This is a genomic window from Synechococcales cyanobacterium T60_A2020_003 (assembly GCA_015272205.1).
In the GTDB taxonomy this organism is placed as follows: domain Bacteria; phylum Cyanobacteriota; class Cyanobacteriia; order RECH01; family RECH01; genus JACYMB01.
This window is the reverse complement of record JACYMB010000017.1, coordinates 1-15,049: the sequence shown is the minus strand read 5'-3', so window position 1 is coordinate 15,049 and position 15,049 is coordinate 1. Positions and strand designations below refer to the sequence as shown.

At 51.3% G+C, this 15,049-nt stretch carries 16 protein-coding genes and 1 tRNA gene; 5 read left to right on the top strand and 12 right to left on the bottom strand.

All coding sequences use genetic code 11. From position 1 onward, the window contains the following. Positions 1–179: 179 nt before the first annotated feature. From IGR76_00730 to IGR76_00710, 5 genes are all read right to left on the bottom strand, one after another. Positions 180–1,598: a putative DNA binding domain-containing protein gene (locus IGR76_00730; GenBank protein ID MBF2077069.1), complete on the bottom strand. Its 1,419-nt coding sequence runs from the start codon at positions 1,596–1,598 to the stop codon at positions 180–182. A gap of 75 nt (positions 1,599–1,673) precedes the next feature. Next, positions 1,674–1,745 (bottom strand) — tRNA-Lys (locus IGR76_00725). Between the two features lie 91 nt (positions 1,746–1,836). Continuing rightward, positions 1,837–2,712: an aldose epimerase gene (locus tag IGR76_00720; GenBank protein ID MBF2077068.1), complete on the bottom strand. Its 876-nt coding sequence runs from the start codon at positions 2,710–2,712 to the stop codon at positions 1,837–1,839. 71 nt (positions 2,713–2,783) lie between these two features. Beyond that, complete coding sequence (locus tag IGR76_00715; GenBank protein MBF2077067.1) at positions 2,784–2,936, bottom strand: hypothetical protein; 153 nt, start codon at positions 2,934–2,936, stop codon at positions 2,784–2,786. A 380-nt stretch (positions 2,937–3,316) separates the two neighbouring features. Continuing rightward, the gene (locus IGR76_00710; GenBank protein ID MBF2077066.1) at positions 3,317–3,871 is read right to left on the bottom strand and encodes a hypothetical protein; all 555 of its coding nucleotides are present in this window, start codon (positions 3,869–3,871) and stop codon (positions 3,317–3,319) included. 222 nt (positions 3,872–4,093) lie between these two features. On the opposite strand from IGR76_00710, the gene gatA reads away from it, so the two are divergent. The 3 genes from gatA to hisF all read left to right on the top strand — a co-directional run bounded on the left by gatA (position 4,094) and on the right by hisF (position 6,836). Further along, positions 4,094–5,545: an Asp-tRNA(Asn)/Glu-tRNA(Gln) amidotransferase subunit GatA gene (gene gatA, locus IGR76_00705; protein MBF2077065.1), complete on the top strand. Its 1,452-nt coding sequence runs from the start codon at positions 4,094–4,096 to the stop codon at positions 5,543–5,545. Positions 5,546–5,598: 53 nt separating this feature from the next. Continuing rightward, positions 5,599–5,922: a thioredoxin family protein gene (locus tag IGR76_00700; GenBank protein MBF2077064.1), complete on the top strand. Its 324-nt coding sequence runs from the start codon at positions 5,599–5,601 to the stop codon at positions 5,920–5,922. Positions 5,923–6,059: 137 nt separating this feature from the next. Beyond that, positions 6,060–6,836: an imidazole glycerol phosphate synthase subunit HisF gene (gene hisF / locus IGR76_00695; protein MBF2077063.1), complete on the top strand. Its 777-nt coding sequence runs from the start codon at positions 6,060–6,062 to the stop codon at positions 6,834–6,836. 5 nt (positions 6,837–6,841) lie between these two features. Here hisF and IGR76_00690 read toward each other — a convergent pair whose 3' ends face one another. The 7 genes from IGR76_00690 to IGR76_00660 form a co-directional block, all read right to left on the bottom strand. Then, positions 6,842–8,389, bottom strand: a complete 1,548-nt coding sequence (locus tag IGR76_00690; protein MBF2077062.1) for a mercuric reductase — start codon at positions 8,387–8,389, stop codon at positions 6,842–6,844. Between the two features lie 75 nt (positions 8,390–8,464). Then, entirely contained in the window at positions 8,465–9,274 is an 810-nt protein-coding gene (locus tag IGR76_00685; protein MBF2077061.1) for a TVP38/TMEM64 family protein, read from the bottom strand. A gap of 103 nt (positions 9,275–9,377) precedes the next feature. Beyond that, positions 9,378–10,022 carry a helix-turn-helix domain-containing protein gene (locus IGR76_00680; GenBank protein ID MBF2077060.1) on the bottom strand — a complete coding sequence of 215 codons (645 nt, stop codon included), beginning with the start codon at positions 10,020–10,022 and terminating at the stop codon, positions 9,378–9,380. A 147-nt stretch (positions 10,023–10,169) separates the two neighbouring features. Next, positions 10,170–10,430 (bottom strand): ParB N-terminal domain-containing protein, encoded by a 261-nt coding sequence (locus tag IGR76_00675; protein MBF2077059.1) that lies wholly within the window; start codon positions 10,428–10,430, stop codon positions 10,170–10,172. Positions 10,431–10,499: 69 nt separating this feature from the next. Then, positions 10,500–11,405 carry a DMT family transporter gene (locus tag IGR76_00670; protein ID MBF2077058.1) on the bottom strand — a complete coding sequence of 302 codons (906 nt, stop codon included), beginning with the start codon at positions 11,403–11,405 and terminating at the stop codon, positions 10,500–10,502. Positions 11,406–11,514: 109 nt separating this feature from the next. Beyond that, complete coding sequence (locus tag IGR76_00665) at positions 11,515–11,904, bottom strand: DUF760 domain-containing protein (protein ID MBF2077057.1); 390 nt, start codon at positions 11,902–11,904, stop codon at positions 11,515–11,517. Between the two features lie 149 nt (positions 11,905–12,053). Further along, positions 12,054–12,224, bottom strand: coding sequence for a hypothetical protein (locus tag IGR76_00660; GenBank protein MBF2077056.1), 171 nt, complete (start codon positions 12,222–12,224; stop codon positions 12,054–12,056). An 87-nt stretch (positions 12,225–12,311) separates the two neighbouring features. Here IGR76_00660 and hemC point away from each other — a divergent pair, with 87 nt between their 5' ends. Further along, entirely contained in the window at positions 12,312–13,271 is a 960-nt protein-coding gene (gene hemC / locus IGR76_00655; protein MBF2077055.1) for a hydroxymethylbilane synthase, read from the top strand. 154 nt (positions 13,272–13,425) lie between these two features. Further along, complete coding sequence (gene glgA, locus IGR76_00650) at positions 13,426–14,853, top strand: glycogen synthase GlgA (GenBank protein ID MBF2077054.1); 1,428 nt, start codon at positions 13,426–13,428, stop codon at positions 14,851–14,853. Positions 14,854–15,049 lie beyond the last annotated feature (196 nt).

The window sequence follows — 15,049 nt, the reverse complement described above, 5'->3', positions numbered from 1 at the left end:
CTCATCTGAATTCTGCTTGCTGCTTTCCTTTTTGGATCAATTGGATAAAGTCGAGCTAAGACACTGCTGGTTTATTGACTTCATGGAAGTTCCAATTTGCTTTTAAGCACTTAGATGCTCGATTCAACAGGGCTTCAAGCTTTAGATGGTTAGCTGTACAGATTTGCTTTTAAGCACTTCTATGCCCAAAAAGGCAGATAACGAGCATAGCGTGTCGAGGCAGACGCGGATTCATCTGCCTTAATTAACCCTGCTTCCTTGGTAGCTCCAATCACTTGAGAGACCAAGACATTCTTTGACTCGTCAAAACCAAACCGCTTCCGTAGCGTCTGGTTCGACATCCGCTGATTACTAACATATTGCAAACAGCAGTGCTGATAGCAGGCTCGAATTCGATCTGATTTACTCATATCGGCAAAGTCCTGATGGGCGAATAAAGTAGATGTAGTGCGTGTCTCGCCAACGCGAAAATCTGGTGCAGGTAACTGAAATATCTCTGCTGCATTTACTACTTTGTCAATGCCACTGCCTTTTTCTTCACAAATACCAAAGCGACGCATAAGATCTGCGAGTTGTTCATTACGTGAACGATATTCGTCAATAAAACGTTCTACCTGAATGGGCGGAATACCAGGATTAGAAATTTCAACTCGATCACTATACATTTCGATCATCACTGAAGCACCTGCAGTTAGAAAGTCTTGATGCACCAGTGCATTAGCAATTAGTTCCCTGAGTGCCTGCTTTGGGAACATCTTAGCTTCTTCCCGCACGACTTCTTCAATGAAGCGATTTTGTGGCGCAGCAGAATGGACGAAATCGACCAACCCTTCAAAGCCAACCGCATAGCCACGATTGTCAGTTTTATCATCACGTGTTTGCAGCTTGTTTATGCCCTCGTAAATGACTACACGAGGAGCTTTGCGAGCCAATACAGAAGAAAAGGCATCTAGCTTTTTCGCAAGAAGAACGGCAGCTAAATTTGTGATCATCCAACCTTGAGATGTCTGCTTAATTAAATCTTGATTCTGCAATCGCTCCAAGACGGCATCACGACTTGTGGGATAGGGTATGTCTAGCAGTTCAAAGTATGTTTGAGTATCAAGCAGAGCAATGACATCATCAGGGTTAGCATCAGATCGAGCAGCTTGGGAAAACCAATCCTGCCGATCTTCAGCAAAGATGCGTTTGAGCATATCTGGCGTCATTAGCACCAAATCTTCACCTGCTCGCATTAAATATGCGCCATCAAAAGTGAAGGCTTGCCCCATCGGACGGGTGGGTATTTCAAAAACTAGCACCCGTCCATTGGGATGATTTAACTCTGTGACTTCTACTCGAAACCTAAGCCTGTCAACAATTAGAGCCTTGATGTCATTGAGGGAATTTGGCGATGGAAACGCCTTTGTCCCTACTACACTTCGAGGCAGTTTATTAGTGACACCGAGGACTAGATAACCACCCCCTTCATTAGCCAAAGCTACACAGTATCGTAAAAGTTTAGTTGTATCGTATTGCTGCTTAGCTTCTTTGAATTCAAGCTGCTCTGTTTCTGTAGGTGCAAGTAACCGTTGTTCTAGGTCTTCAAGGGTAACCATATAGCCTACAGCTCATCTGACGATGCAACAGTCCTGACACCTTACACCTTAGCGATATAACGCTTCCGAATTTTATGGGTCGCCTGGGATTCGAACCCAGGACCAATCGGTTAAAAGCCGAGTGCTCTACCGCTGAGCTAGCGACCCTAAAGCAGTCATGCGCTGTCTTGCTCACCGTAAATTACGTTAACACATCAAACGGACGGTGGGCAAATTTATTTTTTATGGATGGGGCGACCTAGCTTAAAGGTTCGATGTGGAGACTTACGGACGTTTCGAGGGATACACCCGGTTCAAGATGGGTCAAGTGTTTACCCGTATTGATGGCATTACGGGGAGCGCTCCATGGTTCCAAGCAGTAGTAGTCCTTACCAAATACCGTCCAAAAGACCAGGGTGCTATACAGAGGGTCGTAGCGCAGGACGAGCTTATAGTTCTGTACCGGATCGGCAACGGCAGCGACCGGAGCCGACACATCCATAAACGCCACGTCAATTTCCGGTTCTCTAAAATCAAATGTTCCGTCGAAGGGGTGAACCGACGGTTCGCCCTTCCGCTGAAACTGGGTTGCCGGGATTTCTACCTGCAACTTGGACTTGTCGGGCACGTTGAAGTAGGGATGCAATCCGGTGGAAAAGGGCATCAGATCATCGGAGCGATTCGTATAGCGCTGGATGATTTCAAGCTGATTGCCCCGGAGTCGGTACGTGAAGTCGATTTGGAACTCGAAGGGATACACCGCTAAGGTTTCAGGCGTTTGCTGGAGCGTAAGCGTGAGTTCTGCCGCGTTCTGGGTATCCTGCTGTGTCACCTGCCACGGCAAATTACGGGCAAAGCCATGCTGCGGGAGGGAATAGCTTGTTCCTTGGTAAGTGTAGGCGTTATTCGGCAAGTCGCCGCAGATGGGAAACAGAATCGGAATACCCCCCCGAATGCTGAGTTGGGGATCGAGAAATCGTTCTTTGTCCAGATAGAGGATGTCGTCCTTCCCGATGCGCCATTGGGTCACGATGCCTCCGCGCTCTGGCACGATCTCTAGTTCTGCATTGGTCTTCGAATCTGACAGGACATAGGTTAGAAAACGGTCTGCTTTCTGGGCGATCGCAAATACCACCAGTCACTAGCTCCACAGCACATTGCCTTAATGGTATACCGAGTTCCCAGATGCAGATGTGTTGACCAGGTTTAGAGGGTATTGAAACTATCGACGTAGCTAAATTCTTGAATAATGGCGTCTAAGTTACCCACTTTCTGATGAATGTTGTGGCGTGTCTTTTCCAGACATTGCTTAATTTGGCAAACTTCTGCTGTCGTTAACGTTTGAGGAGAGTAGGCCACTTTATTGGCGATCGCAGGTGGAACACCGCAGGATACTAGCGTTTTTACATTCAGCGCGCTGTCGTTATTTGAACTAGATCTTTTAGAGTTGAAGATACCGTTTCCGAAAGCCATATCAATAAGTCACCCTGTGCGTTGTTAATTAGAAACTACAGGAAAACCATCGGTATTTCCGTAGATGTTTAGGGGAGTTCTTAGAGTGGCACAGATGGACAGAATAGGGATAGAAGGGTTGAAAGCCAGTTTTTCCGTCGCTTTTAGGGATTTTTTATTTTCAGGGAAATGTGCCAGTTCAGGAGGTGGAACAGTTAACAAATCCTTGATGCAGCTTGGGAGAAGTCGGAATTTCTAGGAGGTAGATTAAGTGGGAGGTGTAGGGATTACGGGTACGGAATCGGTTCAATGTAGGCCGTGTTAGCTCGAACCAGGCAAATTTCGTCGTGTTCGCCAATGTTGACCTTGAGCCACGGGGCTTGATTTTCGTCGTACATCAGGGCAAACCCTGCGGGGGTAATGTTGGCCTGTAGCTCGGTTCCTGTAGGAAATTGGCGCACAATCGGCCACTCATTCACGTTCATTCGGGGGTAGGGCGTTGCGGGAGAGTACCATTCCGCAGGCAGTTCATCCGACCATCGGCAATTGAGTCCGGCTGGATCGGGATCAACGACCACCCAAGAACGGTAACTCGTCTTTTGATAGTCGCCATTGTCGTTGACACCGGGCAGGGGGTCAGGCGGCACCGGATTGTCGAGAATGGGCGATCGCTCCACTTGAGGCGGTATCGTAGTGTGCTGGGGTGACGGCTGGGCGGTGGTTGGGGGAGCGGTTGCCGATGGAGAGTCGCCCGGAGAAATGCTTGCGCCACAGCCGACCAATCCCAGGATAAAGATCGGACTAAGCGCGATCGCCCTCCATCGGTTTCCAGTCAAAAGCATAGGTTCATCTGTTGAGTATCTTTCCTCTATTCTCACCCTAGAATTGAAAAGGGCGATCGCCCATGACACACTTTGTGAAGTGGCGCGATCGCCAGGTGGGATTACAACTCTGAATGGTTTGGCGGTGGGAACGGGCGATCGCCCTTACGCAAAGCCGCATTCAGTGCTAACCTTCAATACTGGCGATACATTAGAATTTCGAACTCATCCAGAGGTAACGGCATGGCATCCATCCGCGAACTGCATACCCAACTTACGAGCAAAAAACTGTCTGCCGTTGAACTAGCTCAAGAAACGTTGAAGCAGATTGAGAGCCTAGAGCCAAAGGTGCGCAGCTTTTTGCAGCTCACCCCAGATGCAGCCCTGGAAAAAGCCAAGCAGGTAGACGCGCAGATTGCAGCGGGCGAAGAGGTTGGCGTTCTTGCCGGGATTCCGATCGCTATTAAGGACAATATGTGTACCAAGGGCGTGCGAACCACCTGTGGGTCTAAGATTCTGCAAAATTTTGTGCCGCCCTACGATGCCACGGTGGTGCAAAAGTTAGCCGATGCGGGCACCGTCATGGTCGGGAAGACCAACATGGACGAGTTCGCGATGGGCAGTTCTACCGAAAGTTCAGCCTTTCAGGTTACGGCGAACCCGTGGGATTTAGAGCGAGTACCCGGTGGATCGTCGGGTGGGTCGGCAGCGGCAGTTGCGTCTGGAGAATGCCCGATCGCCCTAGGGTCAGATACCGGAGGCTCGATTCGTCAGCCAGCCTCGTTCTGTGGCGTGGTCGGCATAAAACCTACCTATGGGTTGGTATCCCGTTATGGACTTGTTGCCTATGCGTCGTCGCTGGATCAGATTGGCCCCTTTGGGCGATCCGTGGAAGATGCCGCCATTCTGCTAGGGGCGATCGCTGGCTATGACCCGAAAGATTCCACTAGCCTTAAGGTTGAGATTCCCGATTATACGGCGGCCCTGGGTCCGAAGCTGAAAAAGGGAACCAAGGTCGGCATCATTACGGAAACCTTTGGAGAAGGCTTAGATTCCGAAGTGGGCGCATCGGTTCACGCGGCCATCGATACGCTAAAATCCCTCGGTGCCGAGGTGGTGGACATTTCCTGCCCCATGTTCCGTTACGGACTGCCCACCTACTACATCATTGCGCCTTCGGAAGCGTCGGCCAACCTCGCTCGCTATGACGGGGTGAAATACGGGTTCCGGGCAGATGATGCCGAAAATTTGCTGGATATGTACATGAAGACCCGGGCGGCAGGTTTCGGCTCGGAAGTAAAACGCCGAATTATGGTGGGCACCTATGCGCTTTCGGCGGGGTACTACGATGCTTACTATCTCAAGGCGCAAAAGGTGCGGACGCTGATTAAGCAAGACTTTGAGAAAGCCTTTGCAGACGTGGATGTGTTGGTCTGTCCTACCTCGCCGACGACGGCCTTCAAAGCCGGAGATAACGCTGATGATCCTCTGGCAATGTACCTGAATGACCTGATGACGATTCCGGTGAACTTGGCAGGATTACCGGGATTAAGCTTGCCCTGTGGTTTTGACAGTCAGGGATTGCCGATTGGCTTGCAGATCATTGGCAATGTGCTTCAGGAAGAAAAGGTGTTCCAGGTGGCCTATGCCTACGAGCAAGCGACCGATTGGCACACAAAAACGCCGAAGGTTTAAGGAGGGCGATCGCCCCTCCATGAGAGAATGGGGTTTTGATTGAGAAAAAACCTATGCCTGCTGCCTACATTCAAAACGAAGCCGAATTTGACAGTCTTTTAACCTCAGAGTCTCTATTTGTGGTGGATTGCACTGCAACCTGGTGCGGCCCTTGTAAGCTGATCGCTCCCCTAATTGATCAATTGTCAGATGAGTATGGCGATCGCGCCAAGGTCTTCAAGCTTGACCTCGATACCAACAAAGAAATCGCCAAACGGTATGGTGTTCGGAGCATTCCGGCGGTCATGTTCCTTACCAATGGCGAGATTGCCGAAACCCTAGTGGGTGCAAAGAAGTACGAGGAATATAGCGCAACCTTAGACAAATATTTGGCCTAAGACTCAGAGTCAATTTCCCCAAACGGCTTTACTCGTTCAATGGCGGAACTCAGGTATGCTCTGGGTTCTGTTTTTGTTTTTGCCCAAGTTTTCCGGTACAGCGCTTAGAATAATGGTTTGAGCATGATGAGGTGGCTATGCTAGCGAAGCGAATTTTGCCCTGTTTAGATGTGAAGGCAGGACGGGTCGTGAAAGGGGTCAATTTTGTAGATCTTCGCGATGCGGGTGATCCGGTGGAACTGGCGCAGGCGTATAACGATGCCGGAGCCGATGAACTGGTGTTTCTCGACATCACGGCCACCCACGAAGACCGCGACATCATCTACGACGTGGTCTACCGCACTGCTGAACAGGTCTTTATTCCGCTTACCGTTGGCGGTGGGATTAGCTCCCTCGACACGATCAAGAAACTTCTCCGCGCCGGAGCTGATAAGGTCAGCATTAACTCCTCAGCGGTGCGTGACCCAGATTTTATTAACCGGGCGAGCGATCGCTTTGGGGTGCAGTGCATTGTGGTGGCGATCGATGCCCGTCGTCGGGACGATCCCGCCAATCCGGGATGGGATGTCTATGTGCGGGGTGGACGTGAAAATACAGGATTGGACGCGATCGCCTGGGCGAAGGACGTTGAACAGCGGGGGGCTGGGGAACTGCTAGTGACCAGCATGGATGCCGATGGAACCCAGGCCGGATATGACCTCGAACTGACGCGCACCATTGCCGAACAGGTGCAAATTCCGGTGATCGCGTCGGGAGGAGCCGGAACCTGTGACCACATCCGGGAGGCGTTGACAGATGGACGGGCAGAAGCTGCCCTGCTCGCCTCTCTTCTCCACTACGGCCAGCTCACCGTTGCCGAGATTAAAGACCACCTCGCCGCCCACCATGTCCCAGTGAGACAGATTGAGAAATAGAGAGTTCAGGAAAACTTAGTCAGAATACTCAAGAGCTTTTGAGTGCGCGGGGTTAGCAGGGTGCGACGGTAGGCATCTGCGGCTTTTTTGATGCATTCGGCCTGAGTGGGATAGGGATGGATCACGCTGGAGAGTTTACTGAGTCCAATTTTATGGGCGATCGCCGTTGTGACTTCGCTAATCATCTCTCCCGCATGGCGACCGACGATCGTTGCCCCCAGAATTTCGTCTGAACCTTGTTTGTGGAGAATTTTAATAAAGCCGTCGGTTTCCCCATCGGCGATCGCCCGATCCACCTGACTAAAGGGAATATGAATGGTGTTTGTGGTCATTCCCTGCTCTTGCGCCTGATGCTCATAGAGTCCCACATGGGCAATCTCTGGATCGGTGTAGGTCACCCAGGGCATCACAACACTGCTAAGTTTTGAGCGGCCAAGTCCAAAGGGTGCAAAGAGGGCATTCTTGATCACGATTCGCGCCGCCGTATCCGCCGCATGGGTAAATTTCCAATCCATGCAAATATCCCCCGCTGCGTAGATCCTGGGATTGGTAGTTTGCAAATAGTCGTTGACCTCGACCCCGTGGCGTGTGTCGTACTTCACACCCACTGCTTCTAAATTTAGGCCCTCGACGTTGGGGGCACGTCCCGCACCCACTAGAATTTCGTCTACAGTAACGCTTCCTGATTGTCCATTGCTGGTGTAGTGAATCTGTTTCCCGTCCGGCGTAGACTCTACGCGATCAATCGTTGCATTTAGAATCAGCTTTATTCCTTCTTTGAGAAAGCCATTCTGCACAATTGCTGCAGCGTCAGCATCCTCTTTGTTCAAAATATGTCCACTCTTATGGAGCAAAACTACCTCTGAACCTAAGCGTTGAAAGGCTTGAGCTAATTCTGCACCAATCGGGCCACCTCCAATCACGGCAAGCCGTTTGGGACAATCGGTGAGGGAAAAAACGGTTTCATTGGTGAGAAATCCTGCTTCCTCCAAGCCAGGAATAGACGGACGCACTGCCCTTGCTCCCGTTGCGATTACTGCCTTACGAAACTTGAGATTCTGTCCCTCAACCTCCAATGTGCGGTCATGTACAAAACGTCCCTGGCCTAAAAAGACATCAATGCCCAAATCTCGAAAGCGTTGAGCAGAGTCATGATGGCTGATGCCTGCTCGCAGTCGGCGCATCCGCTCCATAACGGCTGGGAAATCCACCTCGATCTCTGTCGGAGATTTCACCCCAAAGGCATCAGCATTCGCCATTTCTGCCACCACTCGCGATGACCGAATCATGCACTTCGACGGCACACAGCCCACATTGAGGCAATCTCCTCCCATCAGATGGCGTTCCACCAGCGCCACTTTGAGGCCAATGCCAAGCCCTGCTGCCCCTGCTGCCACCACCAGCCCAGCCGTCCCTGCCCCAATCACCACGAGGTCGTAACAGTCGGCTGGTGTGGGATTGATCCAATCTAGAGGATGGACGTGGGACACCAAGGTTTGGTTGTAGGTGTCGAGCGGTGCGATTAGGGACGACGCATTGTGCTGTGGTGTCATAGAGTCTCCAAAGGGGCGATCGCCAATGAAACAATTAAATCCATCGAGAGAGAATGGCTTCTAGGTTTAATCCAGCTATACATGGGCTTGTCCCTCAGCATCGTTGTCGTTTTCTAAATCTGATACACCGACTTCGGTTTCTAAGGCTCGTTGTGCAACTTTAGTGACGTAGAGCGTTACAGCAACAGTGGCTATAAACCCAATAATATTTAATGTCCAGCGGATCGCAGGCGGAATCGACGAATTGCCTGATCCCAACGTCGCGAGATCGCCCAAAAGAGAGCCTGCATAGACATACATGATCGTTCCAGGTATCATCCCAATAAAGCCCATCCCATAGTCCTTGAGAGACACACTGGTCAGTCCCAACGCATAGTTTAGGAGGTTGAATGGAAAGACCGGAGAAAGCCTCGTCAGCAGCACAATTTTGAACCCTTCTCGTCCTACAGCTTTGTCAATCGCGGCAAATTTTGGGTTTCCTGCAATTTTTTTGGCAATCCAACTCCGTGCCACGTAGCGTCCGACGAGAAAAGCCAGGGTTGCCCCCCCACACGCACCGATAAACACATAGACCGATCCCCAGACCACCCCGAATAGAATTCCGGCTCCCAATGTCAATATCGAACCCGGGAAAAATGCTACGGTGGCTAAAGCATAAATCACCATAAAAGCGATCGCCCCTGTGGTGCCCAAACGATCAATCCATTCCAGAGCTTGCTGAAGAAGGATGACAGGGTTAACACTGGGTTCTACGTCCTGCGCGAGTGCTGGAGCCGTAGTGGAAAAAAAGGCGAAACAGATCAAACCCAAAAACTGCATAGGGGTGGATAATCGACGAAGGCCGGAAATAGGGCGTGCTGACAGCTTAGCAAAGGGGAGAGCCATAACATCATCCGCTGGGTAGGTCTTACCTCTACTTTAGAGGAAACTGAGTCCTACTCACTGATGGGGAGCTGAAGGAACCCTGAGAATTTCCTGAAAACAGACATTAAACCTGACGTTGGCTTGAAACAGGGCTGACCTTGGCACGATACAGCAACGTTTCACCCTGACGATATCCTATATATCTGATCCGAACGCGATCGCCCACATTCGCAGTTCCCTCTAACAATTGATGAATTTTGGGATCATAGGGAATCTCTGCACCCACTGGGGCAATCGCCTCGACTCCCCATTTCTGCAATAGTTGATCAATCGGCTTTAGCAACGGTAGCAATCGTTGGGCGGGTAAGTCAGGGTTTTGCTGGGCAGCATAGGCCGCCGTCGGAAGTTGGAGGAGGAGGGTTTCCAGGATCTGCAGCACTTGACGCTGCAGATCCTGGCTGAGAGCGATTTTTTGCTGCTCTAGTTGAGTTTGTAATCGCTGATATTCTTGCTGGACGGCTTCGATGGAGGATACCGCCGCAGACGATGTCTCAACCTCTAGGGATGAAAACTCTTGCACCAGTTGATCCAGCGATCGCCCAAGCACCCGTCCCAGTTTGCTCAACACCTCTGCCCGCATCTGATCGGCCTTACCCTGACGGAGCTGCAATACCTGCCATTCGGACACCTCTGCCGCTCGACTCAATGCTTTAAAGCTGGGAATACCAACGGAGGCCATGTGCGATCGCAGTTGAGGGGTGTACATCATCTCAGATCCGGTGCATCAATCATTAATTTAACGCTATGGGCGGGTTTAGCAGTCAAGTTTTGATGCGGAGCAAGGTCTATCGGCAAAACCCGCCCGTACAGTATTCACGCGATGCTCCGAAGCCCACCTGTACAGACAATTTCACCCTTACGCAATGTGCATCCGCAATACCGACTTAGGCGCACGCCGAACCCGACAGAGAATCGTTTCATGCCCCAATCGGCTACACGCTTCATACCGATGACAACCGGAAAAGCCGTAATACTGACCGTCTACTTCCAACACATCAATCGGTTCTTGTAAGCCAATTTCACGAATGGATTCCATTAAGGCTTGAACTTTGTCGGGGTCGTTTTGGCGAAAGAGCGGACGACGAATTTGGTTAATCGGGATAGATTCAATTCGCATGGCAACATTCAATAGCGTCTTTCTTAATCATACTCATTATGAGTACGTCTTGCTATGGGTCGCCAGCCATTATCGGCTGCAATTGGTGAGATATACCCCTGAAATTACCAATGCACCGCCGATGACCAAGGGTAACGTGATGGATTCACCTAACAGTAAGGCGGCTAGGGCGATCGCAAACACAGGCACCAGATTGATAAAGACCGAAGCTTTGGCAGACCCGATCGCCAGTACGCCTTCGTAGTACCAGTTGAACCCTGTGGCGGTGCCCAAGATCCCCAGATACGCGACGCTCATCCACGCCTCCGGTGCAAAGGTTGTCCAGTCCGTGGCGAATCCTCGGAAGAGGGCAACGATGAGCAGCGCCAGGGTACCAAAGAGACAGGAGTAGGTTGTCGTGATGAGGGGAGACAGTTCGCCCATCACCCGTTTACCCACCAGCGTATAGACGACCCAACTCAAGACGCAGCCAAGGATATATAGCTCGCCGCGTCCCATATCTCCGGCTAATAGTGCCAAGGGATTGCCGCCGGAAATAACCACCGTTACTCCAGTTAGGGAAAGGGCAATCCCCATCCCTTTGAGCCGGGTCAACGGTTCCTTGAGCAGCAGCGCCGAGAAAATCGCAATAAAAACGGGATTAGTCGCAACAATGAGAGCCGCCCGACTCGCAGGAACCGTCTGCAACCCCAAAAAGAAAAACGCATTGTAGGCAAAGATGCCGCTTAGACCCAGCAGGATCAGGAACGGCAGTTGGCGGGATGTTAATCGGGGGAACTTCCCCTCCAGACGCAGGGTTAACGCAACCAAGCAGAGGGAGGCAATCGCAAATCGGCAGAAAGCAGCCGCGAATGGCTCCATCGTCTGCACCGCGATCCGAGCCGCAATAAAAGTACCGCCCCAAAACGCCATCGTGAGGATGAGTTTGGGATAGACCCACGATCGCCCTTGATTGTATAGAGATACGTTCTCCATAACTGCTGCTATTTCTATGCCCTGTGAGCTGAATAGCGTGATCGTAAAGAATATCCTGGATCAGTCGCTCTTACTAGAGTAGATAGCGTTTGTAAGGTTTCCGGTTCTATTAAAATCCGAAATTATCGCTGGACGAGGGGCGATCGCTACGATCCAGGAAATCGCTGGAGAGGATCGAGCCGCTAATTCTGTCCTCCAGCTCCATCCGCTGCTCCATCCGGCGCAGAAAGTAGCCTGTCATCATCGCAGAGGCTAACAGTCCGGCCAAATTCTCGCGATCCGTCGTAATTTGAACGCTAAACCCTTCGGCGGGTAACACCCCCACCAGTCCTTGCACATTCTGAGAAATAATTTGCTTAATCTCAGGCGTGACGGAACGTGCAACCCGCGCTAAGACTTCGGGCGACTGGTTTTGAAGATACTTGAGCAGATGATTGATCTGATTACTGTCTTCGATATGCTCACTGAAAAAATCGGTGTTATCGGGATTGAAGACCATAGATCAGGATATTGCTGGGGTAATCAATTCACTCCATTGTGACATTTAATTGAGGATTCGGCGACCCGTGCTTTCCAGGAGGCGCTGAGCTAGCGGAGGCCACCTGCCCGTGAAAACCCGCGCAACAGCTTAATAATTCTTTGCGTATGCTATTCGGCCACCCTAGAGGCGATCGCCTGATACATTGATCTAGCAAAGCCTAGAGGAGTTTTAGGCACAGCAGACATTCCATCTAAATTCTGGTAGGTGTGCCGCAAATTTGGAAAGGCGATCGCCATAGATTCGCCATAAAGGAATGTTGCGGGAACGGGAGTCTTCACTATTAGGGGTAGCGCACTAGGGTAATGTAGATAAACGTGCCCTTTTGTCGGCGTTATTACAGTCGGTTTGATAAACAGGAATGGTTCATGGTTGCTAGTCCGCCTCGCACGGTTCGCATTGGTTCTCGCAAGAGTCAGTTGGCTCTAGTTCAAACGCATTGGGTGCGCGATCGCCTCCAGGAGCACTATCCAAATCGGGTGTTTGAAATCGAAACGATGAGCACCCAGGGGGACAACATCCTGGACGTAGCGCTGGCTAAGATTGGTGATAAAGGGCTTTTCACGAAAGAGCTAGAAGTTGGTATGTTGAACGGCTCCATCGATTTTGCCGTTCATTCCTTGAAGGATTTGCCGACCCGCTTACCGGAAGGCTTGATTTTAGGCTGCGTCACCGAACGTGAAAATCCTGCTGATGCTCTCGTTCTGCACGAAAAGCATCTAGGTAAGCAGATTGCCACACTACCAGAAGGGGCAGTGATTGGCACTTCTTCCTTGCGTCGCCTAGCCCAACTGCGTCACCACTACCCCCACTTGGAATTTAAGGACGTGCGGGGTAACCTCAACACCCGCCTCCAGAAGTTAGACGATGGTCAGTACGATGCGCTGATTCTGGCGGTGGCTGGATTGGAGCGTCTGGGAATGGGCGATCGCATCCATCAGATTCTTCCTCCCGAAATTTCCCTCCATGCCGTCGGTCAAGGGGCGTTAGGGATTGAGTGTCGCGCCGATGATCCAGAAGTGCTAGAGCTGCTCAAAGCGTTAGAACACAAGCCCACGGCTCTACGCTGCTATGCGGAACGGGCATTCCTGCGGGAACTTGAAGGCGGCTGCCAGGTTCCCATCGGTGTGCATACTGTTATTGATGGGGATAGCTTGACCCTCACGGGACTGGTGGCTAGTCTTGATGGGAAGCGCCTGATTAAGGATGAAGTCTCTGGTGCCGCAACCGATGCGGAGCAACTGGGAACCACTCTCGCACTCAAACTGCGTGACCAGGGCGCACAGGAGATTCTGGACGAAATTCTGGCCGAGGTTCAGCGCTCGTAGTCGTTAATCCCAGTTTGATCTGTCTTGGGCGATCGCGTTTCGTAAAGAGGGCGATCGCTCTCTCTTTGAAACCCCTTCCGACACCTATGCACAAGTACCGTAGCCCTCTAGACTGGTTCTAGACGGTTCAAAACGAATTGAGAGACAAAACCAGATGCGAATTCTATTTGTTGCAGCGGAAGCAGCGCCCCTCGCAAAAGTGGGAGGCATGGGAGATGTAGTCGGTGCCCTACCGAAGGTGCTGCGGCAGATGGGGCATGATGTCCGCCTATTTATCCCCTACTACGGGTTTATGCCCGATAAGCTCGACATTCCCAACGAACCCGTCTGGCGTGGCTCGGCCATGTTTCAGAATTTCTCCGTGTACGAAACGCTTTTCCCCGGAACCGATGTGCCGCTCTACCTCTTCGGGCATCCCTCCTTTTGGCCGCGTCGCGTCTATGGTGGCGAAGAGGAAGATTGGCGTTTCACGCTGTTTGCCAACGGAGCCGCTGAGTTTGCCTGGAACTACTGGAAACCCAACGTGATCCATTGCCACGATTGGCATACGGGCATGATTCCGGTGTGGATGCACCAAGATCCTGATATTGCGACCGTTTTCACCATCCACAACCTTGCCTACCAAGGGCCGTGGCGCTGGCGATTGGAAAAAATGACCTGGTGTCCGTGGTATATGCAGGGACATAACACGATGGCCGCAGCAGTGCAGTTTGCGAACCGAGTCACCACCGTATCCCCCACCTATGCCCAGCAGATCCAAACCGTCGAATATGGCGAAACCTTAGAAGGGCTGATGTCCTTTGTCAGTGGAAATTTAAACGGTATTCTCAACGGCATTGACACGAATTTGTATAACCCGGAAACCGATAAACACCTGGCACAAACCTACAGCGCTGACACCATCGAGAAACGTATTGCTAACAAGATTGCCCTTCAGGAAGAAGTCGGTCTTGAGGTCAATGCCGGAGCCTTCTTGGTGGGAATGGTGTCCCGATTGGTCGAACAAAAAGGTCTGGATTTAGTCATGCAGATCCTGGATCGCTTTATTTCCTATACGAACGCGCAATTTGTGTTCCTGGGAACGGGCGATCGCCAGTATGAAACCCAGCTCTGGCAAGTCGCCTCTCGCTATCCCGGACGGGTTGCTGCCTACCTGCTCTATAACGACACCCTGGCACGGGGTATTTATGCAGGCACCGATGCGTTCCTGATGCCCTCCCGCTTTGAACCCTGCGGGATCAGCCAGTTGATTGCCTTACGGTATGGCTCAGTTCCCATCGTTCGGCGGACAGGCGGACTCGTAGACACGGTTACCCACCACGACCCCACCAACGAAACTGGAACGGGATACTGCTTCGATCGCTACGAACCTTTAGACTTATACACCTGCATGGTGCGAGCCTGGGAAGGCTTCCAGTACAAAGAGCCGTGGCGAAAGCTCCAACAACGCGGTATGCGTGAAAACTTTAGCTGGACAAAGTCAGCCGTGGAATATGACAAGGTTTATCACGAGGTGACCGGGCTTCCCTATGAAGAATCCCAAGGTGTAGACGCCCCTGAGTTAGCCTCTAGCGAGGCGTAGAGACCTAGATCCGAATCTGCCTCTAGCGCTGTTCTGCATTGCATTCGAGGATATGTATTGTCGAATCGACAAACCCCGTTAAGGCAATAACATGGTCTCCCGTTGCTTCGTTGTCAGTAATGCGGTCATCGCTGCCTGGTTGTAATTGGTCACAGCAAGAAGCACACCGTATTGAGAATAAGGCGTTTCCTTCAGT

Excerpts from the sequence above, each read along its gene's own strand:
- IGR76_00665 (MBF2077057.1), bottom strand. The coding sequence starts at position 11,904 with ATGGTCTTCAATCCCGATAACACCGATTTTTTCAGTGAGCATATCGAA.
- IGR76_00690 (MBF2077062.1), bottom strand. The coding sequence starts at position 8,389 with ATGACACCACAGCACAATGCGTCGTCCCTAATCGCACCGCTCGACACC.
- IGR76_00685 (MBF2077061.1), bottom strand. The coding sequence starts at position 9,274 with ATGGCTCTCCCCTTTGCTAAGCTGTCAGCACGCCCTATTTCCGGCCTT.
- IGR76_00670 (MBF2077058.1), bottom strand. The coding sequence starts at position 11,405 with ATGGAGAACGTATCTCTATACAATCAAGGGCGATCGTGGGTCTATCCC.
- IGR76_00710 (MBF2077066.1), bottom strand. The coding sequence starts at position 3,871 with ATGCTTTTGACTGGAAACCGATGGAGGGCGATCGCGCTTAGTCCGATC.
- hisF (MBF2077063.1), top strand. The coding sequence starts at position 6,060 with ATGCTAGCGAAGCGAATTTTGCCCTGTTTAGATGTGAAGGCAGGACGG.
- IGR76_00700 (MBF2077064.1), top strand. The coding sequence starts at position 5,599 with ATGCCTGCTGCCTACATTCAAAACGAAGCCGAATTTGACAGTCTTTTA.
- IGR76_00675 (MBF2077059.1), bottom strand. The coding sequence starts at position 10,430 with ATGCGAATTGAATCTATCCCGATTAACCAAATTCGTCGTCCGCTCTTT.
- hemC (MBF2077055.1), top strand. The coding sequence starts at position 12,312 with ATGGTTGCTAGTCCGCCTCGCACGGTTCGCATTGGTTCTCGCAAGAGT.
- gatA (MBF2077065.1), top strand. The coding sequence starts at position 4,094 with ATGGCATCCATCCGCGAACTGCATACCCAACTTACGAGCAAAAAACTG.
- glgA (MBF2077054.1), top strand. The coding sequence starts at position 13,426 with ATGCGAATTCTATTTGTTGCAGCGGAAGCAGCGCCCCTCGCAAAAGTG.
- IGR76_00730 (MBF2077069.1), bottom strand. The coding sequence starts at position 1,598 with ATGGTTACCCTTGAAGACCTAGAACAACGGTTACTTGCACCTACAGAA.
- IGR76_00680 (MBF2077060.1), bottom strand. The coding sequence starts at position 10,022 with ATGATGTACACCCCTCAACTGCGATCGCACATGGCCTCCGTTGGTATT.